We start from the raw sequence: 21,331 nt of genomic DNA on the forward strand, positions 1-21,331 counted from the left end.
GTCTTGGCACTCGTGTCTAAGCTTTCGACCGCCGCACGTCGGCTGGTCCTGGGGCAGCCTTTCCGCAGCGACAAGCTGAGCCACACGCTGCTCCCCAAGCGCATCGCGCTGCCCGTGTTCGCCTCCGACGCCATGTCGTCGGTGGCCTACGCGCCGGAGGAGATCTTCCTGGTGCTCTCGGTCGCCGGGCTGGCCGCGTACTCGATGGCCCCCTGGATCGGTGTGGCCGTCGCGCTGGTGATGCTCGTCGTGGTGGCCTCCTACCGGCAGAACGTGCACGCCTATCCCTCCGGTGGTGGCGACTACGAGGTGGTGACCACCAACCTGGGCCCGACCGCCGGTCTGACGGTGGCCAGCGCCCTGCTGGTGGACTATGTGCTCACCGTGGCGGTGTCGATGGCCTCGGCGATGTCCAACATCGGCTCGGCGGTGCCGTTCATCGCCGAGCACAAGGTTCTCTTCGCCGTGGTGGCCATCGTGCTGCTCACCGCGGCCAACCTGCGGGGTATCCGCGAGTCCGGCACCGCGTTCGCGATCCCCACCTACGCCTTCATGATCTCGATGTTCGTGATGCTGCTGTGGGGCTTCTTCCAGATCCATGTCCTGGGACACCAACTGCGCGCCGAGTCGGCCGGCTTCGACCTGCGCTCCGAGCACGGCGACGTGATGGGGCTGGCACTGGTATTCCTGGTCGCCCGCTCGTTCTCGTCGGGCTGCGCCGCGCTGACCGGTGTGGAGGCGATCAGCAATGGGGTCCCGGCCTTCCGCAAGCCCAAGTCCAAGAACGCCGCGACGACCCTGGCGCTGCTGGGCGGCATCGCCGTCACCCTGTTCATCGGCATGATCGTGCTGACCCTGGAAACCGGCGCCAAGGTGGCCGAGCGCCCCGACGAGCAGCTGATCGGAGCGCCCGCCGGTTACCAGCAGAAGACCCTGGTCGCGCAACTGGCGGACTCGATCTTCCACAACTTCCCGCCCGGGCTGTTCCTGATCACCGGCGTCACCGCGCTGATCCTGGTGCTGGCGGCCAACACCGCGTTCAACGGCTTCCCGGTGCTGGGATCGATCCTGGCCCAGGACCGCTACCTGCCGCGGCAGTTGCACACCCGCGGTGACCGGCTGGCCTTCTCCAACGGCATCGTCTTCCTCGCTGTTGCCGCCATCGCCTTCGTCGTCGCGTTCCGCGCCGAGGTCACCGCTCTCATCCAGCTCTACATCGTCGGCGTCTTCATTTCGTTCACCCTCAGCCAGATCGGCATGGTGCGGCACTGGACCCGGCATCTGCGCACCGAGACCGACCCGGCGGCCCGGCGGCGCATGATGCGCTCCCGGGTGATCAACACGATCGGATTCGTGGCGACCGGGGCGGTGCTGATCGTGGTGCTGGTCACCAAGTTCGTGGCCGGCGCCTGGATCGCGATCGTGGCGATGTCGAGCCTGTTCATCCTGATGAAGGCGATCCACAAGCACTACGACACGGTGTCGCGCGAGTTGGCTTCCCAGGAGGCCGAGCAGGGCGAGATGGTGCTGCCCAGCCGTAACCACGCCGTGGTGCTGGTGTCCAAACTGCACCTGCCGACGCTGCGGGCACTGGCCTACGCGCGGGCCACCCGGCCCGATGTGCTCGAGGCCATCACCGTCAGCGTCGACGACGCCGAGACCCGACAGCTGGTGCACAAGTGGGAGGACAGCGACGTCACGGTGCCGCTGAAAGTCGTCGCATCCCCGTACCGGGAAGTCACCCGGCCGGTGCTCGACTATGTGAAGCGAATCAGCAAGGAAGCCCCGCGCACGGTCGTCACGGTCTTCATCCCCGAGTACGTCGTCGGGCACTGGTGGGAGCAGATCCTGCACAATCAGAGCGCGCTGCGGCTCAAGACCCGGCTGTTGTTCATGCCCAATGTCATGGTGACGTCCGTTCCATGGCAATTGAATTCCTCGGAGCGGCTGCACGATCTGCAGACTCAGAACGCGCCCGGTGACGTGCGTCGCGGTTTCGTGGAGTGAGCGCTGCAGCACCCGCCGAACTGATCCTCGACACCGGTCCGGCGGCCAACGGCGGCAGCTGCGTAGCCCGGCACGACGGCCGGGTGGTGTTCGTCCGCTACGCACTGCCGGGGGAGCGGGTCCGTGCCCGCGTCACCGGTGATCGCGGATCGTATTGGCACGCTGAAGCTTTCGAGATCCTGCAAGCCTCGCCGGATCGGATCGAGTCGCTGTGCCCGATCGCCGGGGTCGACGGCGCGGGCTGCTGCGATCTGGCTTTCGCCGATCCCGTGGCAACCCGTGCGATCAAGGGCCAGGTGGTGGCCAACCAGCTGGCCCGGCTCGGCGACTTCACCTGGGACGGCGTCGCCGAACCGGTCGGCGACGGTGCGGCCCGCGGCTGGCGCACCCGGGTGCGGCTGGCGGTGGGCTCGGACGGCCGGGCCGGATTCCATCGCTATCACAGCGATGAGCTGGTGACCGACCTGCGTTGCGGGCAGCTACCCGACGGCATGCTCGACGGGATCGAGGCCAACCGTTGGGAGCCCGGTGAGCAGGTGCACGTGGTGCTCGACGACGACGGGCACCGACACATCGTCGCCACCACCCGTCAGCCCCGGCGCACACGTGCGGTGGAGGGCGCCGACGAGGCCGTTCAGCGCGCAGGTGAGCGGGTGTGGCGGGTGCCGGTGACGGGTTTCTGGCAAGCGCACCGCCAGGCCGCCACCACCTACAGCGAGCTGGTGCGGCAGTGGTCGGCCGATGCGGGCGCGACCACAGCATGGGATCTCTACGGCGGCGCGGGACTGTTCGCCGCGGTGCTCGCCGAGGTGGTCGGCCCGCAGGGGCGGGTGCTCAGCGTGGACACCGCGCGCAGCGCCTCACGGGCGGCCCGCGCGGCCCTGGCCGACCTGCCGCAGATCGAGATCCTCACCGATTCGGTGCGCCGCGCCTTGGGCGCGGCCCGCGGCGGTGCCGACATCGCGGTGCTGGACCCGCCGCGCGCCGGAGCCGGCCGCGAGGTGATCGACCTGCTCGCGGCGGCCGCGGTGCCCCGGGTGATCCACGTCGGCTGCGAGGCCGCCGCGTTCGCCCGCGACATCGGGCTCTACCGGACCCGTGGCTACACCGTCGAGCAGATCCGGGTTTTCGACTCCTTCCCGTTGACCCACCATGTCGAGTGCGTCGCTCTGCTCAGCAGATGACGGGTATGCAGCGGATCGCTAATCTCACACCGACCCGTCGACGCGAGGTGAACCGTGCCCGACCGTAAGCCCCTCCTGCAGCGTGCGCTGTTCTCGCCCGGCTCGTGGTCGGAGACCTCGCGCATCGCCGGGATCCTGCGCAAGGAGACCGTCGGCGGGGCGCTGCTGCTGTTCGCCGCCGCCGTTGCACTCATCTGGGCCAACACGAGGTGGTCGGCGTCCTACCACAGCCTGACTGCCTTCCACGTCGGTACCGACCGGCTCGGACTGCATCTCGACCTCAGCCTGGGTGGTTGGGCCGCCGACGGTCTGCTGGCGATCTTCTTCTTCGTCGTCGGGCTCGAGCTCAAACGCGAGTTCGTCGCCGGCGACCTGCGTGACCCGAGCCGGGCGGCGCTGCCCATCGCGGCGGCCGTCGGCGGCATGGTGGTGCCGGCGGCCATCTTCGTGGCCTTCACCGTCAACGCCGGTGACGGCGCCGTGCGCGGCTGGGCCATCCCGACCGCCACCGACATCGCGTTCGCGGTGGCCGTGCTGGCCGTGATCTCCACGCACCTGCCCTCGGCGCTGCGCACCTTCCTGCTGACCCTCGCGGTGGTCGACGACCTGCTGGCCATCACCGTCATCGCGGTGTTCTACACCGAGAAGATCAAGCTGGTGCCGCTGCTGCTGGCGCTGATCCCGCTGGCGTTGTTCGCAATCCTGGTGCAGCGGCGCATCCAGTCCTGGTGGCTGCTGCTCCCGTTGGCGGCGCTCACCTGGGCCTTCGTCCACGAATCCGGCGTGCACGCGACGGTAGCCGGGGTGCTGCTGGGCTTCACCGTCCCGGTGCTGCGCAACGAGCGCGACGCCGGTGAGAGCGGACCGGGGATGGCCGAACACTTCGAGCACGTGATGCGGCCGGTGTCGGCGGGCTTCGCCGTGCCGGTGTTCGCGTTCTTCGCCGCCGGTGTCACCTTCGGGGGCTATGACGGATTGGTGACAGCGCTGAGCAACCCGATCGCGTTGGGCATTGTCTGCGGCCTGGTGCTGGGCAAGACCCTGGGGGTGTTCGGCACCACCTGGATCCTGGCTGCCGCGACCCGCGCCAGCCTGGACGCCACACTGCGCTGGATCGACGTGTTCGGGATGTCGATGCTGGCCGGCATCGGGTTCACGGTATCCCTGCTGATCGGGGATTTGGCCTATGAATCGGGCTCCGCGCGCGACGACGTCGTCAAGGTCGCCGTCCTCACCGGCAGTTTGCTGGCCGCGCTGCTCGCGGCCGTCGTGCTGCGGCTGCGCAACCGGCATTACCGGACGGTCTGGCTGATGGAGACACGTGACACAGACCACGACGGGGTACCCGACATCTATGGTTCCCAGCAGGACTGATCACCTCGGCCGTGCGTAGACTGGCCAGATGCTAGAACAGGTTCGCGGCCCCGCTGATCTGCAACACCTGTCGCAAGAACAGCTCGGCGAACTGGCTGCGGAGATTCGCCAGTTCCTGATTCACAAGGTCGCTGCGACCGGTGGGCACCTGGGGCCCAATCTCGGCGTGGTCGAGTTGACGCTGGCGTTGCACCGTGTCTTCGACTCCCCGCATGACCCGATCATCTTCGACACCGGGCACCAGGCCTATGTGCACAAGATGCTGACCGGACGGGCCGGCGAGTTCGATACCTTGCGGATGAAGGACGGCCTGTCGGGTTACCCGTCGCGGTCCGAAAGCGAGCACGACTGGGTCGAATCCAGCCACGCCTCCTCGGCGTTGTCCTATGCCGACGGTCTGGCCAAGGCCTTCGGGCTGACCGGTCACCGCAATCGGCACGTCGTGGCCGTCGTCGGCGACGGCGCGCTGACCGGTGGCATGTGTTGGGAGGCGCTGAACAACATCGCCGACTCCCGGCGCCCAGTGGTCATCGTCGTCAACGACAACGGCCGCAGTTACGCCCCGACCATCGGCGGTCTGGCCAATCACCTTGCGGGCCTTCGGCTACAGCCCGGTTATGAGCGCGTGCTGGAGCGGGGGCGTACCGCCGTTCGCGGCGTGCCGCTGGTGGGCGAGGCGTTCTACCAGGCCCTGCACAGCGTCAAGGCGGGCCTCAAGGATGCGCTGTCGCCGCAGGCGATGTTCACCGATCTGGGGCTGAAGTACGTCGGCCCGATCGACGGTCATGACGAGCACGCCGTCGAGAACGCGCTGCGCCACGCCCGTGGGTTCAACGCCCCGGTGATCGTGCACGTCGTCACCCGCAAGGGCATGGGCTATCCGCCGGCGGAGAACGACGAGGCCGAGCAGATGCATTCCACCGGGGTCATCGACCCGGTCACCGGGCGGGCCACCCAGGCCTCGGCGCCCGGGTGGACGTCGGTGTTCTCCGATGCACTGATCACCTACGCCGGCAAGCGCCGCGATGTCGTCGCCATCACCGCGGCGATGCCGGGCCCGACCGGCCTGTCGGCGTTCGGGGAGCGCTTCCCGGACCGGCTGTTCGATGTCGGTATCGCCGAGCAGCACGCCATGACCTCCGCCGCGGGCCTGGCGATGGGTGGCCTACACCCGGTGGTCGCCATCTACTCGACGTTCCTCAACCGCGCGTTCGATCAGGTCATGATGGATGTGGCCCTGCACAAGCTGCCGGTCACCATGGTGCTCGACCGGGCTGGTGTGACCGGCAATGACGGCGCCAGCCACAACGGTATCTGGGACATGTCGATGCTCAACATCGTGCCCGGCATCCGGGTGGCCGCCCCACGTGACGGTGCGCGGCTGCGCGAGGAGCTCGGTGAGGCCCTCGAGGTCAGTGACGGACCGACCGCGCTGCGGTTCCCCAAAGGCGCTGTGGGCGAAGATATTTCGGCTCTCGAGCGGCGCGACGGCGTGGACATCCTGGCCGCACCGGCCGACGGTCTCGGCGACGACGTGCTGCTGATCGCGGTCGGCTCGTTCGCATCGATGGCACTCAAGGTTGCCGAGCGGCTACGCAACCAGGGCATTGGGGTCACGGTGGTGGACCCGCGCTGGGTCCTGCCGGTGCCGAAAGCCCTTGAGCCGCTGGCGAAGTCGCACAAGCTGGTCGTCACCCTCGAGGACAACGGGGTGCACGGCGGTATCGGTTCGGCAGTATCGGCCGCGCTACGCGCCGCTGAGATCGACGTGCCGTGCCGCGATGTCGGTGTGCCCCAGCAGTTCCTGGACCACGCGGCCCGCGGCGAGGTGCTGGCCGAGGTCGGCCTGACCGAGCAGAACGTGGCCCGTCAGGTCACCGGTTGGGTGGCAGCCCAGGGGTCACTCGACGAGACGGTCAGCGAACAGGTCGACTAGGGCGTACTCTGCATCGATTCTGCGGCGAGGGCGCGATTTCCACCGAAAAGTGCACCCTCACCGCAGAATCGATCAGGCCTGCGGTGTCAGCGCCCCGGCCAGCACCGGCACCACCAGCTGACGCTGCCAGGCTCTGGCTCCGCCGTCGCGCAGGAAGTCGTCGATCGCTGCCTCGCGGTCTTCCTGGCGTTCCTGCCAGTCCCAGCACAACCGGCGGATCAGCTCGGGGGATACCAGGTTCTCGGTGGGCACGCCGACCTGCGCCGACAGTTCGCTCAGCGCGCTGCGCGCGGCATCGAGGCGGGCGGCGGCCTCCGGTTTGCGCTTGGCCCAGCGCACCGCCGGCGGCGGCCCGTTCTGCTGGTCGCCGGAATCGGGCGGCTCGGGGTTGGTCCGCGCGGTCTCGAGCGCGGCCAGCCACACGTGTGCGCTCCGACGCTGCTTGCTACCACCGAAGATCGGCAGTTTCGTCAGGTCCTCGACGGTCTTCGGGTCGGCCATCGCCGCGGCGATGATCGCCGAGTCGGGCAGGATGCGCCCGGGCGCGATGTCGCGGCTGCGGGCGATCTGGTCGCGCACCGTCCACAGTTCGCGCACCGCCGCCAGGCCGTGCCGGCTGCGCACCTTGTGCATGCCGGACGTCCGCCGCCACCGATCCCGCCGGGTGACCTGCGCGGTTGCCAGGCTGCTGTACCGCAGATGCTCGAATTCTTCTGCAGCCCAATCGCTTTTGTTCTGTTCCGCCAGAACGGCGGCGATCGATTCGCGCAGCGCGATCAGCACCTCGACATCGAGTGCGGCGTAGTTCAGCCAGGCGTCGGGCAGCGGCCGTTTGGACCAGTCCGCCGCACCGTGGCCCTTGGCCAAACCCAGCCCGAGTAGCCGCTGGACCATGGCGGCCAGGTTCACCCGGTCGAAACCGGCCAGCCGGCCTGCCAATTCGGTGTCGTACAGCGCGGGAGGTCGCATGCCGACCTCGGCCAGGCACGGCAGATCCTGATCGGCGGCGTGCAGGATCCACTCGTCTTCGGCCAGCACTTCGGCGACCGGTTTGAGGACGTCGATCGGGCTGCTGCCGTGGTTGACCGGGTCGATCAGCACGGTGCCGGCCCCGGTGCGGCGGATCTGGATCAGGTAGGCACGGTTGGAGTAGCGGAAGCCCGACGCGCGCTCGGCGTCGATCGCGAACGGGCCGTGGCCGGCGGCCAATTTCTCGGCGGCCTCGGCGATCTCGCTGACGCTGGTCGACAGCGGCGGCACACCTTCGGCGGGCTCCAACAACGGAACGGCCGACGGCGCTTCCTCGTCGGGAGTGTCGGGCGCCGCGGCGCCCCGGTCGTCGGAATCCATGTCAGGCGCGGGTGCGGGAGTTCAGATCGGTGACGCCGACCGGTGGGAGTCCGGCCGCATGCTCGAGGACCTCGCAGAACGCCTGCACGTGCGTCTCCAGCGAGAGGGTGGTGGCCGTCCACGATGCACGCAGTTCGAGCTGGTGGGCGCGCGGCGGGCCGGAGATGTCGCCGTAGCGCACCGAGGTGGTGGCGGTGACGGTCCCGCCGAGGGCGGTCACGTGCTCGGAGCGGGCCTCCAGGGCATCGATCAGCCAGCTCCACGCCACCTCCGGCAGCAGCGGGTCGACCGCTTCGCTGGAGTCCAGATCGGCCTGGATGTAAGCGACCAGTCGCATCGTGCCGTCCCACGCCTCCGAGCCGTCCGGGTCGTGCAGCAGGATCAGCCGGCCAAAGGCGTCGCCTTCGGAGCGCTCGGGGACGACGTCGGTCTCCGGGTGCTTGACCTCGGCGCCGATCGCATAGCTGTACGGCGCGAGACGCTGAGGTGGCCGGATCGGCCCCAGTTCGATCTCCGGCCGTACCTGTGCGGCGTTCATCGCCGCCACCGCCTCGCGGAATTGCGCCGGTTCCGCAGTGGTCACGCCGATTGACGCTAGCGGCATCGGCGAGGTCGGGGAGGCAGGCGCGCCGAATTCACCCCATCGGCCCGATCCCGGCGGCAGCCACCGTGGCAGCATGGACGCGATGAGTACGCGTCGTGCACTGCCCGAGGCCCCCTTCCTGGCCGCCGCCACGGGCCGTAAACCCAGTCGGGTTCCGGTGTGGTTCATGCGGCAGGCCGGCCGCTCGTTGCCCGAATACCGGGCGCTGCGGGCCAAGAACACCATGATGCAGGCCTGCTTCGACCCGGAGCTGATCTGCGAGATCACCCTGCAGCCGGTGCGCAGGCACGATGTCGACGCGGCCATCCTGTTCTCCGATATCGTCGTGCCGCTGCGCGGGGCGGGCATCGACCTGGACATCGTGCCCGACGTCGGTCCGGTGATCGCCCATCCGGTGCGCACCGCCGCCGACGTCGAGGCCATGAAAAGCCTTGAGCTGCAGCGGGTCAGCGCGGTCACCGATGCGGTGGGCATGCTGGTCGGCGCGCTCGGGGAGGTGCCCCTGATCGGCTTTGCCGGCGCCCCGTTCACCCTGGCGTCCTACCTGGTCGAAGGCGGCCCCAGCAAGCTGCACGAGCGCACCAAGGCGATGATGCTGGGTGAGCCGCAGACCTGGCATGCCCTGATGGGGGTGCTCACCGACCTGACCATCTCCTTCCTGAAAGTGCAGCTCGACGCCGGCGTGGATGCCATCCAGGTGTTCGACTCGTGGGCCGGAACCCTGTCGTTGGCCGATTACCGCACTCACGTCCTGCCGCACAGCACGCGGGTCTTCACCGCACTGGCCGGCTACGGCGTGCCGATGACCCATTTCGGGGTCGGCACCGCCGAGCTGCTGGGCGCGATGGGTGCGGCGGTCTCCGGGCACGGTGCCCCGGCCGTCGTCGGCGTCGACTGGCGCACCTCGCTGGCCGATGCCGCGACCCGGGTCGGTCCCGGTGTGGCGTTGCAGGGCAACCTGGATCCGGTGACCTTGCTGGCCGGGTGGCCGGTGGTCGAGAAGGCGGCCCGCGCGGTGGTCGACGACGGCCGCCTGGCCATCGATGCCGGTGCCGCCGGGCATATCTTCAACCTGGGGCACGGTGTGCTGCCGGCGACTGACCCCGAGCTGCTCACCGACCTGGTGGCCCTGGTGCACTCGCTGTGACAACTCCGTCCTATTGCATTGTCGGGGGCGGTATTTCGGGTTTGGTCGCCGCCTATCGCATCCGCGCCGCCGTCGGTCCGGACGCCACCATCACGCTGTTCGACCCGGCCGACCGGCTCGGTGGCATCTTGCGCACCGAGCGGATCGGCGGCCAGGTCATGGACATCGGCGCCGAGGCGTTCGTCGCGCGCCGTCCCGAGGTGCCTGCGCTGCTGGCCGAGCTGGGCCTGGCGGCCCGCCAGGTCAGCACCACCGGGGTACGTCCGACGATCTTCAGCCAGGGACGGATCCATCCGCTGCCGCCGGACACGGTCAACGGCATTCCGACCTCGGCGGCCTCGGTGGCCGGTCTGGTCGACGACGCGACCATCGCCCAGATGGCTGCCGAACCCCATCGGCTGTTGTCCTGGCAGGCCGGTGCCGATCCCGCGGTGGGTGCGGTGGTGGCCGACCGGTTCGGCGAGCAGGTCGTGGCCCGCTCGGTCGATCCCATGCTGTCCGGGGTGTACGCCGGATCGGCGGCAACCATCGGCATCCGCGCGGCGGCGCCGACCATCGCCGCCGCCCTCGACGCCGGCGCGACCAGCCTCACCGAGGCGGCCCGCCGCGCCCTGCCCGCCGGCAGCCCTGGGCCGGTGTTCGGCGCCATCGACGGCGGATACCAGGTGCTGCTCGACGCGCTGATCCAGCGCAGCGGGTTGCAGTGGGTGCAGGCGGCGGTCAGCCGGATCGCCGCCGACGGCGCGGGCTGGTCGCTGCGTGACGACGAGGGCACGCACTGGCATGCCGACGCCGTGGTGGTGGCTGTGCCGGTGCCGCGGTTGGCCGCGCTGATCGGTGACATCGCACCCCGCACGGCCGCGGTGGCCGCCCGGATCCCGGTCGCCTCGGCCGCGGTCCTCGCGATGGCCGCGCCCGGGGGCACCCCGTTCCCACCGCAGTCCGGGGTGCTGGTGGCCAGCGGAGAACAGTTGCACACCAAGGCAATAACGTTGTCGAGCCGCAAATGGGGTGCGCACGGGAACTGCGAGCTGCTGCGGATGTCGTTCGGCCGGTTCGCTGACGCCGAGAAGAATCCGGCGCGCGTCACCTCAGACGCCGAGCTGCAGGCATGGGCTCGAGCTGATCTCGAGACGGTGTTCGGCATCGACGTCGACCCGGTCGAGGTCCTGGTCCACCGCTGGCTCGACGCGATGCCGCAATACGGCCCCGGCCATGCCGCGCTGGCCGCCCAGCTGCGGGCCGATCTGCCGCCCACGCTGGCTCTGGCAGGCAACTATCTCGACGGCATCGGGGTGCCCGCCTGCCTCGCGGTCGCCGGCGCTGCCGCCGCGGCCGTGGTGGCTGCCACCACGCGCAGATAGCCACCGGCCCGCGTGGCACGATGGATGCCATGGCACGACTGGACTACGACGAGCTCAACGCCACGATCCGATACGTCATGTTCTCGGCGTTCGCCGTGGAACCCGGGGCGCTGGGCTATGACGACGACGCCCGCGCCGCCGTCGTCGACGAGACCGCCACCTTCCTCAAGCAGCAGGAGGAGAGCGGGGTCGTGTTCCGCGGCATCTATGACGTGGCCGGCATGCGCGCCGACGCCGACTTCCTGTTCTGGACCCACGCCGAGCGGATCGAATCGCTGCAGGCCACCTACAGCGATTTCCGTCGCACCACCACGCTGGGGCGGGCCAGCAGGCCCACCTGGAGCAGCGTGGCACTGCACCGCCCGGCGGAGTTCAACAAGAGCCACGTCCCGGCGTTCCTCGCCGGCGAGGAGCCCGGCAACTACGTGTGTGTCTACCCGTTCGTCCGGTCGCTGGACTGGTACCTGCTGCCCGACGAGGAGCGTCGCAAGATGCTCGCCGACCACGGGATGGCCGCCCGCGGATACAAGGACGTCCGCGCCAACACCGTTCCCGCGTTCGCGCTCGGCGACTACGAGTGGATCCTGGCGTTCGAGGCCCCTGAGCTGCACCGCATCGTCGATCTGATGCGTGATCTGCGGGCCACCGAAGCCCGCAGGCACGTGCGCGAGGAGATCCCCTTCTTCACCGGCCCGCGGGTCGGCGTGGAGGAACTGGTCGCCAAGCTGCCCTGAAGCCCCGCCCGGAGCGCCCCACCTGGATAGCATTTTTTCCGACGATCATTTTTCGGCAAGAAGTGCCACGACGATCGGGGGCCGGGTGGGTCGACCTCAGGTGACACCGAGGGTGGGGATGAGCGCGGCCGTTGCCGGCCTCGTGGTCCTCGGCTACCTCGGCTGGCTGATGTCCCTGCGTCCGGCGTCGGAGCTGCTGTCACTGATTCTGGATTCGGACACGCTGCTGGTCGTGGTCGCCGCGGCGGCGGCGTTCGCCTCGGCGGTCACCGCCCGCGTCACCGGGGGCCGGGTTCGAGCCGCGTGGCTGTCGATGACCGCCGGTCTGACCGGATTCACCGTCGGTGCCGCGATCTGGCGGTACTACCAGGTGAGCGGCAACCAAGCCCCCTTCCCGTCGGTGGCCGATATCGCCTATCTGATCCTGCCGGTGATGACGGCCATCGCCCTGGTTCTGCTGGCCACCGGGCTGTCCCGGACCTCGCGCACGCGTCTGATCCTCGACGGACTCATCGTCGCGGCGTCGTTCACCATCGTGGCGTGGGTGCTGGTGCTCGAGGAAGTGGTCGAGGCCGAGCGGGTCAACGAGGTCAAGATCGCGGTATCCCTGAGCTATCCGGTGCTCGACGCCGCCGTTCTGACCGTCGCCGTGTTGGTGTTGGCCAGGGCCCTGCCGGGCCAGCGGCGCACGCTGGCCTTGTTGGCGCTGGCCACGAGTTGCATCGCCATCTCGGACGGCGCCTTCGTGTATCTGGCTGCCACCCAACGTCATTCACAATTCGAGGTGATCGATCTGGGATGGCTGGCCGGGCTGGCCTTGATGATCGCGGCGGCCGTCGCCGGGCGGGACTTCGCGGTACGGGATACCGTTGCGGCCCAGCCGCCTTCAGCGGCTTCGGTGTGGCTGCCGTTCGTCCCGGTGGTGGCGGCGAGTGTGGCGGCGCTGCTGGTGCCGCCGGAGCTGATCAGGACGCCGCCGATCATGGTGCCCAGCATCGTGCTCGTCATCGCCTTCTTGACCCGTCAGCTCCTGACGATGAGTGAGAACCGCAGACTTCTCGGGGCGGTTGCCGAACAGGCGCTGCGTGATCCACTGACCGGTGTCGGTAACCGCATCGTGTTCGGTGACCATCTCAACCACGCCATGCAGATGCGTCAGCGCGACGGTCTGACCGTGGGGGTGCTGGCGATGGACCTCGATGACTTCAAAGTGGTCAACGACACCCTCGGCCATCCGGCCGGTGACGAACTGCTCAGCCTGGTCGCCGAGCGCATCCTGGGCTGTGTCCGCGACGGCGACACGGTGGCGCGCCTGGGTGGCGACGAGTTCGCGGTGCTGCTCGAGGGGCGCGACGACAAGACCCAGCTGATCGCCCACCGGGTGGTGGAGGCCTTCGACCGGCCGTTCGTGGTCGACGGCCAAGAGCTGCTGGTGCGGCCCAGTGCCGGGCTGGCCATCGCCGACACCGAGGACCCCGACGTGACGGCCCTGGACCTGCTCAAGCGCTCCGATATCGCCATGTACCGGGCCAAGCGCACCCGCACCGGCGGTGTGCACACCTTCAACGCCGAGATGCTGCTGGCCGAGTCGCCCGACAGCAACCTGTTCGGCAAGCCGGCGCCGGCCAACCGTGGCCGCGGCGCCGAAGCCGTCCGGCTGCTCGGCGAATTGCGGCAGGCCATCGACCATTTCGAGCTGACCCTGGTCTACCAGCCCAAGTTCGACCTGCGTACCGGGGTGATCGTGGGTGTCGAGGCGCTGGTGCGCTGGCCGCATCCCGAGCGGGGCGTGCTGGCACCCGATCAGTTCCTTCCTCTGGTCCGCCGATACGGGCTGATGGGCCGCGTCAACGATGTCGTCGTCAACAAGGCGCTCGACGACGTCGTCGAGTGGCGTACCGCAGGCATTCCCACGACTATCGCCATCAACCTGTTCGCGCCGTCGATGGCCGACCTGCGGCTGCCGGACACGATCAGTCTGGCTCTGGGCAACCGCGACCTTGATCCGTCCATCTTGACCGTCGAGATCACCGAGGATCTCTTCCTGGACAACATGGAACGGACCAAGCTCGTCCTGGCTCGCCTGCGTGAGCGCGGGGTCCGCATCGCCATCGACGACTTCGGCAGCGGCTATTCGGCGTTGTCCTACATGCGCGAGCTGACCGTCGACGAAGTCAAACTCGACCGGCACTTCATCGCCCCGATGCTGGGCGACCCACGGGCGGCGGCGGTGGTACGAGCCGTCATCGATCTGGCCGCCGAACTGGGTCTGTCCATCGTCGCCGAGGGTATCGAGAACGGGCAGACCGCCGGCTGGCTGCGCGAGCACGGATGCAGCATCGGCCAAGGTTTTTTCCTGAGCCCGCCGGTGTCCTCGAAGGAGGTGATCGACCTGTTCCGCCGGTCCGCGGTCCACACTCTGGCGCGCACCCTTCGCTAAACTTCCGCCAGCGTCAATATTTGTCCGCCTGTCCAGTCGGGAGGTGCCGTGCCCAGGGCTGCGCATCTGGCCGTCGCCGCCGGCGTCTTCTTCCTCGCCTTCGCCGTCTGGCTCGTGGGCGGGCTGTCTGACGGCACCACGCTCGTGGCGGTCTCCGACATCGCGATGCTGCTGTTCGTGGTGCCCGCGGTCGTGTTCAGCGCGTTGGCCGCGCGAGCCTCGGCCGGCCGGGTACGGCTGGCCTGGGCGGCGCTGACCGTCGGCGTGCTCAGCTGGGGGATCGGCGAGGCGTTGTGGACCTACTACGAGCTGGTCGCGCACAAAAGCCCGTTCCCGTCCCCGGCCGACGCCGCCTACCTGGTCTTCCCCGTTGCCGCATGTGTCGGTCTGCTGGTCTTGCCCGGCGAGCAAACCGGACCGTTTCGCAGTCGGGCGTTGCTGGACGGGCTCATCGTGGCGGCCGCGCTGTTCCTGGTCGGCTGGGTGACGGTCCTGGGACCGCTGTACGCCAGCGGTGGCAGAGTGGAGCGGCTTGCGTTCGTCGTCGCGATCGCCTACCCGCTCTCCGATGTCGTCGTGTTGACCATGGCCACCGTCGTCCTGGTCCGCTCGGGAGCTCGCGACCGGCTCCCGCTGACTTTGGTGACCGTCGGTGTGGCATGTATTGCGCTGTCGGACAGTACCTTTGCCTACTTGGCGTCCAAGGGGCAGTACAGCAGCGGCCGCGCCCCGGACATCGGCTGGGTGGCGGGTCTGCTGTTCATCACGGTCGCCGCAGTGACCGCCATGCAGACCACCCGGGAGAACCGCGAGGCGCAGGAACTTCCGAGCTGGGCCTCGATCTGGCTGCCCTACGTGCCGGTGCTGCTGGCCGGTGTCGTCGCGGCGGCCAACCCGCCTGATCTGTTCCGGAACCGGATGGTCTTGGCAGTGGCCGGGCTGTTGGTGGTTGCGGTTCTGGTGCGGCAGTTCCTGGCGGTCAGTGAGAATCGGATGCTGGTCGCCGCGGTGACCGAGCAGGCCCTGCGAGATCCGCTGACCGGCCTGGCCAACCGGTCCCGCTTCGACGACCGGCTGGATCACGCGATGCGGATGCGTCAGCGCGACGGCTCCTCGGTCGGCGTGATCTCCCTGGACCTCAACGACTTCAAGCTGGTCAACGACAACCTCGGTCATTCCGTCGGTGATGAACTGCTCATCGGTGTCGCGGACCGACTTCGCGGCGCGGTCCGATCGGTCGACACCGTCGCCCGGCCTGGCGGTGACGAGTTCTGCCTGCTGGTGTCGGGGGGTGCCGACGCCCCGCACGTGGTGGCCGACCGGGTGGCCCGAGCGTTCGACCAGCCGTTCATGATCGCCGGTCATGAACTGCCGATGCGGCCCAGCATCGGACTGGCGATCGCCGGGGCAGGTGAGCCGGCGCTGAGCGCCGACGAGGTGATGACGCGCGCCGACACGGCGATGTATGCGGCCAAGCGTAGCGGCAACCGCGGCGTGCTGACCTATGACCCGCAGATGCAGCTCAGCGCGGAGGCCGACGACGGGCAGATGTTCGTCCCCGCAGAGTCGGAATCCGTTGGAGTGGAGGCGATTGCGTTGCTGGGCGACTTTCGTGGCGCGCTCACCAATGCCGAGTTGGCCCTGGTCTATCAGCCCAAGTTCGATCTGCTCACCGAGCGCGTCGTCGGGGTGGAGGCATTGTTGCGCTGGAACCGGCCCGATGGCCGGGTGGTGACGCCGAAGGACTTCCTGCCGTTGGTCCACCGGCATGGACTCACCGCTCCGGTCACCGAGTTCGTGCTCAACCGCGCCCTCGACGACATGGTGTCCTGGCATGCGGCGTCGTTCGACATTCCGGTGTCGGTGAATCTGTTCGCCGCCTCGATGGCCAACCGGGGGATCCCGGCCCGGCTCACCGCAGCGCTGTCCGAGCGTGGCCTGGCTCCGGACACTTTGACGGTGGAAGTCACCGAGGACGTGTTCCTCGACAATGTCGAACGGACGCGTGCAGTGCTGGAAGATCTGCGCCGCAACGGTATTCGGATTGCAATCGACAACTTCGCCAGTGGTGACTCGGTGCTGCCGCTGTTGCGGGAGCTGCCGATCGACGAGGTCAAGCTCAATCGGCACTTCATCGCGCCGGTCGTGGACGACCCGCGGGCGGCGACGGTGGTACGTGCGCTGTTGGGCCTGGCCGACGGGCTGGGCCTGGCCGCGGTGGCCGAAGGGGTGGAGGACGCCGAGACCGAGACATGGCTTCGCGGCAATGGGTGCCGCCTGGCGCAGGGGCACTTCCTGAGCCCGCCATTGAGCACCCACGAGTTGCTGACATTGCTGAATCGGCGCGCCGCAGAGTGTGGCGAGACGCATACCGGCAGGGGTGTGCTCGGATAAACTTCTGCCGTCGTCTCACCCGCGGCGGCCTAGGGGAGGGGGGCGGTGTTGTGCCCAGGGCTGCGCATGTAGCTGCCTTCTCCGGTGCGATGTTCCTCGCGTTCGTCGGCTGGATTCTCAGCGGGGTGTCCCAGGGCAAGCAGCTATCCGCCATCGATGACCTCGTCCTGCTCATCGTGACCATTCCGGCCGCCGTGTTCGCCGCGATCGCGGCGCGCTCGGCGCGCGGCCGCCTGCGGATGGCGTGGGTGGCAATGACGGTGGCATTGGTGGCGTGGGGGATCGGCGAGGCGATCTGGACCTACTACGAACTTGTCCTCAACGAGGTGCCCTATCCGTCGGTGGCCGACGCCGCCTACCTGATGTTTCCGGTCGGGGCCTGCGCGGGATTGCTGTTGTTCCCCAGCGAACACGGCGGGCCGTTTCGCGGTCGGGTCTTCCTCGACGGACTGATCGTGGCCGGCTCGCTGTTTCTGGTCAGCTGGGTGACGATCCTGCAGCCGCTCTATGCTGCCGGCGGCACCGACCAAGTGGCGTTCGCGGTATCGCTGGCTTACCCGGTCTCCGATGTCGTCGTCCTGACGCTGGCTGCGGTCGTGCTGGTCCGTACCGGGCCGGAGCACCGGTTGACGTTGACCCTGCTCACCGTCGGGCTGGCGTGTATTGCGTTGTCGGACAGCTTGTTCACCTATCTCACCGCGAAGGACGAGTACGCCAGCGGGGATGTGATCGACATCGGGTGGGCGGCCGGCCTCCTGTTGATCGCGGTGGCCGCGGCGGCGAGCGGGCAGAGCACCCACGAGCCCACCGAAGCGCCGGAACTGCCGGGGTGGGCCTCGATCTGGTTGCCGTATGCGCCGCTGCTGCTCGCCGGCATCATCGCTGCCGCGCAGCCGGTACCGCTGCTGAAAACATCGCCGGTGGAGGTGGTGGCGGTACTGCTGGTGATCGCGGTGCTGGCCCGCCAGTTCCTGGCGGTCAGGGAGAACCGGCGCCTGCTGGCCACCGTCGCCCAGCAGGCCATGCGGGATCCGCTGACCGGTCTGGCCAACCGCGCGCTGTTCAGCGAGCGTCTCGACCACGCCATGCAACTTCGCCAGCGCGACGGGACCACCGTCAGCGTCGTGGCGGTGGACCTCAACGATTTCAAGCTGGTCAACGACAACCTCGGGCATCCCGTCGGGGACGATCTGCTGATCGGGGTGTCCAATCGGCTGATGAACTCGATCAGGGCCGGCGATACCGCCGCCCGCATCGGTGGCGACGAGTTCTCGGTCCTGGTCGAAGGTAGTGCCGACGCCGCGCATCTGGTTGCCCACCGGGTGGCGGAGTCCTTCGATCTGCCGTTCCGCATCGCCGATCACGAACTCCTGATGCGTCCCAGCATCGGCCTGGCGATCGCCGAACCTGACGAAGCCGCCCTCACCGCCGACGACCTGTTGATCCGCGCGGACGCCGCGATGTACGCCGCGAAACGGGCCCGCCTGCACGGGGTGCAGACCTATCACCCCGAGATGCAACTGACCGCGCTGGCCGACGTGTTCGCTCAGCCGGCCGCGACGTCCGAACCCGGCGGGGTCGCGGCGATCCAGCTTCTCGGCGACCTGCGCCGGGCCATTGCCGACGGCATCTTGACGTTGGTGTATCAGCCCAAATTTGACCTGATCAGTGCGCGGATCGTCAGCGTGGAGGCGTTGTTGCGCTGGCCGCGGCCCGACGGCCCGGTACTGACCCCCGAGGAGTTTCTTCCGCTGGTTCGACGGCACGGACTGATGGGGACGATCACCGACTTCGTGCTCAATCGTGCGCTCGACGACGCCAGAGCATGGCGGGCGGCGTCGGTCGGTCTGCCGATCGCGGTCAATCTGTTCGCGCCGTCATTGGCCAATCTCGGGATCCCGGCCACCATCGACCGGGCGCTGGCCGAACGTGGGCTTCCGCCTGAGGCGCTCACTGTCGAGATCACCGAGGATCTGTTCCTGGACAATCTGGAGCGCACCCAGAACGTTTTGGAAACCTTGCGGCACAACGGGATCCGGATTGCCATCGACGACTTCGGCAGCGGCTACTCGGCGTTGTCGTATCTGCGGGACCTGCCGATCGACGAGGTCAAGCTGGATCGCACGTTCATCGCGCCCATCCTGGTCGACCAGCGCGCAGCGGCGGTGGTGCGTGCGGTGATCTCGCTGGCCGACGAGCTGGGCCTGACCACCGTCGCCGAGGGCATCGAGAACGCCGAGACGGTGGCGTGGCTGCGTGATCACGGCTGCCGCATCGGGCAGGGTTTCTACCTCAGTCCGCCAGTGGATGCGGCGACGCTGGTGGCCTTGGTGGCCGGCACATCGCCCTCCGGCAGCGGCACACTCGATTCGTAGGAGGATTCTGGATTGCCGAGGACTCGACATGTCGCCGCGGTAGGGAGCGTCTTCTTCCTCGCCTTCGCCGTCTGGGTGCTCGGTGACTGGTCGCACGGGCTGGTGCGGCTGGGGGTCTCCGATGTCACGCTGTTGGTCGCCGCGGCAGCCGCCACGGTGTTCGCCGCACTGGTGGCCCGAGGCACCCGCGGCCGGTTGCGGCTCGGCTGGCTCTGGATCACGGTGGGCCTGCTGGGCTGGACGGTCGGCCAGGCGATCGCCTGCTACTACGAACTGGTCCTCGAACGGACGCCGTTTCCCTCGCCTGCCGATGCCGCCTACCTGATCTTCCCGATCGGTGCGTGCATCGGCCTGCTGCTGATGCCGACCGAACGCACCGGCCGTTTCCGCGGCCGGGTGTTCCTGGACGGCCTGATCGTCGCCGGCTCGCTGTTCCTGGCCAGTTGGGTGACCGTGCTCGGCCCCATCTACACCGGCGGCGGTACGGATCGGTTGGCGTTCTTCGTGTCGTTGACCTACCCGGCCTCGGATCTGGTCACCCTCACCCTGGCCGCGGTGGTCTTGGTGCGCTCAGACGCCGAGCACCGGGTTGCCCTCACCCTGGTCACCGTCGGTGTCGCCTGTATTGCGTTGTCGGACAGCGTGTGGACGTACCTGACGGTGCTCAACGAGTACGAGAGTGGCGACGTCATCGACATCGGCTGGGTCGCCGGCCTGCTGTTGATCGCGGTGGCGGCGGCTGCGAGTCGTCAAAGTATCGGGGATGACCCCGACGCCGCGGAGCTACCCGGATGGGCCTCGGTGTGGTTGCCCTATGCGCCGCTGTTGCTGGCCGGCATCGTCATGGGCGCCAACCCGCCCACGCTGCTCCGGTCAGGGCCGGTCGAGACCATCGGGGCACTCCTGGTGATCGCGGTGCTGGCCCGGCAGTTCCTGGCGGTCAGTGAGAATCGCACGCTGTTGGCCACCGTTGCCGAGCAGGCCCTGCACGATCCGTTGACTGGTCTGGCCAACCGGGCGGTGTTCAACGAGCGGCTGGACTCCGCGATGGCCGTACGAGACCGCGACGGAACGTCGGTCGGTGTGGTCACGCTGGATCTCAACGACTTCAAGCTGGTCAACGATCACCTCGGCCATCCGGTGGGTGACGATCTGCTGATCGGGGTGGCCAACCGGCTGGGTCACTGTGCGCGCGACGGAGACACCGTCGCACGACTGGGCGGTGACGAGTTCTCCATCCTGGTCTGCGGTGGCGTCGACGCCTCGTATCTGGTGGCCCATCGGGTGGTGGATGCGTTCGAGCGGCCCTTCGTGCTGGCCGGCCACGAGCTGCTGGTGCGCCCCAGCGTCGGGTTGGCCGTCGCCGACGGTGAGGAGGCTGTGCTCAGTTCCGAGGAGCTGGTCCGGCGCGCCGACACGGCGATGTACACCGCCAAGCGCTCACGCAGCCGCAACGTCCAAAGTTACGATCCCGAGCTCAAGCTGGCTGATGAGGCCGTCGACGCCCAGCTTCTCAACGAGTCGGCGATGGCGCGGGATTCCGACGGGGTGCTGGCGATCCAGCTGCTCGGCGACCTGCGGCACGCGATCGCCAACGGCGACCTCACGCTGGTGTACCAACCGAAGTTCGAGCTGTCGACCGAGCGCATCGTGGGTGCCGAGGCTCTGCTGCGATGGCCGCGTCCGGACGGTCACGTGCTGACCCCCGACGATTTCCTGCCGCTGGTCCGCCGGCACGCAATGATGGGTCCCGTGACCGATTTCGTCATCAACCGGGCCCTTGATGACGCGCTGGTATGGCAGCGGGCGTCCTTCGACGTCCCGGTTGCGGTCAATCTGTTCGCACCGTCGCTGGCCAATCTGGGCATCCCGGCCAAGATCGATCACGCGCTGACCGAGCGGGGCCTGGCTCCGGCGAGCATTACCGTTGAGATCACCGAGGACATGTTCCTCGACCATCTCGAGCGCACCCGATCGGTGTTGGAAGAGCTGCGTCGCAACGGGATTCGTATTGCTATCGATGACTTCGGCAGTGGCTACTCGGCGCTGTCGTATCTGCGCGAGTTGCCGATCGACGAGGTGAAGCTGGACCGCGCCTTCATCGAGCCGATCCTCGCCGACGAGCGTGCGGCCGCGGTCGTGGAGGCCGTCGTCGGGCTGGCGCATGTGCTCGGTTTGGTCATCGTGGTGGAGGGTGTCGAGGACGCGGAGACGGCGGCGAAGGTCCGCGAGTACGGCAGCGATATCGGGCAGGGCTTCTATTTCAGCCGACCTGTGACGGCTGCCCAACTACTGGAATTGCTCAGGCGTCAGACGCGAGCGTCGACGCGATCGAGATCGACGCCGTAGCGCTGCGGAAATGGATGATCTGGGCGGATGGTATGCGCTAGTCAGGTACCCCCCATCAATTTGTTAGGCTGTC

The 21,331-nt window shown here is 68.4% G+C and carries 13 protein-coding genes; 11 read left to right on the top strand and 2 right to left on the bottom strand.

All coding sequences use genetic code 11. The annotated features are described in order from the left end of the window. Positions 1 to 3: 3 nt before the first annotated feature. From G6N35_RS03585 to dxs, 4 genes are read left to right on the top strand one after another with little or no spacing between them, the layout of a single operon-like run. On the top strand, positions 4 to 2,007 hold the full coding sequence (locus G6N35_RS03585; RefSeq protein ID WP_197748405.1) for an APC family permease: 2,004 nt from the start codon (positions 4 to 6) through the stop codon (positions 2,005 to 2,007). After that, entirely contained in the window at positions 2,004 to 3,191 is a 1,188-nt protein-coding gene (locus G6N35_RS03590; protein WP_163803003.1) for a class I SAM-dependent RNA methyltransferase, read from the top strand. Before G6N35_RS03585 ends, G6N35_RS03590 begins: the two co-directional genes overlap by 4 nt. A gap of 54 nt (positions 3,192 to 3,245) precedes the next feature. After that, positions 3,246 to 4,565: a Na+/H+ antiporter NhaA gene (nhaA, locus tag G6N35_RS03595; protein WP_163803004.1), complete on the top strand. Its 1,320-nt coding sequence runs from the start codon at positions 3,246 to 3,248 to the stop codon at positions 4,563 to 4,565. 28 nt (positions 4,566 to 4,593) lie between these two features. Continuing rightward, the gene (gene dxs / locus G6N35_RS03600) at positions 4,594 to 6,501 is read left to right on the top strand and encodes a 1-deoxy-D-xylulose-5-phosphate synthase (protein WP_163803005.1); all 1,908 of its coding nucleotides are present in this window, start codon (positions 4,594 to 4,596) and stop codon (positions 6,499 to 6,501) included. A 72-nt stretch (positions 6,502 to 6,573) separates the two neighbouring features. On the opposite strand, the gene G6N35_RS03605 is transcribed toward dxs, so the two are convergent. Continuing rightward, a complete protein-coding gene (locus G6N35_RS03605; RefSeq protein WP_163803006.1) occupies positions 6,574 to 7,851 on the bottom strand; it encodes an HRDC domain-containing protein in 1,278 nt (425 codons plus the stop codon). 1 nt (position 7,852) lies between these two features. Beyond that, a complete protein-coding gene (locus G6N35_RS03610) occupies positions 7,853 to 8,434 on the bottom strand; it encodes a DUF3000 domain-containing protein (RefSeq protein WP_163803007.1) in 582 nt (193 codons plus the stop codon). A gap of 103 nt (positions 8,435 to 8,537) precedes the next feature. On the opposite strand from G6N35_RS03610, the gene hemE reads away from it, so the two are divergent. From hemE to G6N35_RS03645, 7 genes are all read left to right on the top strand, one after another. Continuing rightward, positions 8,538 to 9,602, top strand: coding sequence for a uroporphyrinogen decarboxylase (gene hemE / locus G6N35_RS03615; RefSeq protein WP_163803008.1), 1,065 nt, complete (start codon positions 8,538 to 8,540; stop codon positions 9,600 to 9,602). Beyond that, complete coding sequence (locus G6N35_RS03620) at positions 9,599 to 10,966, top strand: protoporphyrinogen oxidase (protein WP_163803009.1); 1,368 nt, start codon at positions 9,599 to 9,601, stop codon at positions 10,964 to 10,966. The genes hemE and G6N35_RS03620 overlap by 4 nt, the downstream gene beginning before the upstream one ends. Before the next feature lie 29 nt (positions 10,967 to 10,995). Beyond that, positions 10,996 to 11,700, top strand: coding sequence for a hydrogen peroxide-dependent heme synthase (gene hemQ / locus G6N35_RS03625; protein WP_163803010.1), 705 nt, complete (start codon positions 10,996 to 10,998; stop codon positions 11,698 to 11,700). Between the two features lie 118 nt (positions 11,701 to 11,818). Next, positions 11,819 to 14,140, top strand: coding sequence for a putative bifunctional diguanylate cyclase/phosphodiesterase (locus G6N35_RS03630; RefSeq protein ID WP_163803011.1), 2,322 nt, complete (start codon positions 11,819 to 11,821; stop codon positions 14,138 to 14,140). A 48-nt stretch (positions 14,141 to 14,188) separates the two neighbouring features. Beyond that, the gene (locus tag G6N35_RS03635; protein ID WP_246224190.1) at positions 14,189 to 16,534 is read left to right on the top strand and encodes a putative bifunctional diguanylate cyclase/phosphodiesterase; all 2,346 of its coding nucleotides are present in this window, start codon (positions 14,189 to 14,191) and stop codon (positions 16,532 to 16,534) included. Positions 16,535 to 16,584: 50 nt separating this feature from the next. After that, positions 16,585 to 18,909, top strand: a complete 2,325-nt coding sequence (locus G6N35_RS03640) for a putative bifunctional diguanylate cyclase/phosphodiesterase (RefSeq protein ID WP_246224191.1) — start codon at positions 16,585 to 16,587, stop codon at positions 18,907 to 18,909. A 12-nt stretch (positions 18,910 to 18,921) separates the two neighbouring features. Next, positions 18,922 to 21,258, top strand: a complete 2,337-nt coding sequence (locus G6N35_RS03645) for a putative bifunctional diguanylate cyclase/phosphodiesterase (protein ID WP_163803012.1) — start codon at positions 18,922 to 18,924, stop codon at positions 21,256 to 21,258. Positions 21,259 to 21,331: the final 73 nt, after the last annotated feature.

Source organism: Mycolicibacterium anyangense, from assembly GCF_010731855.1.
Classification (GTDB): Bacteria; Actinomycetota; Actinomycetes; order Mycobacteriales; family Mycobacteriaceae; genus Mycobacterium; species Mycobacterium anyangense.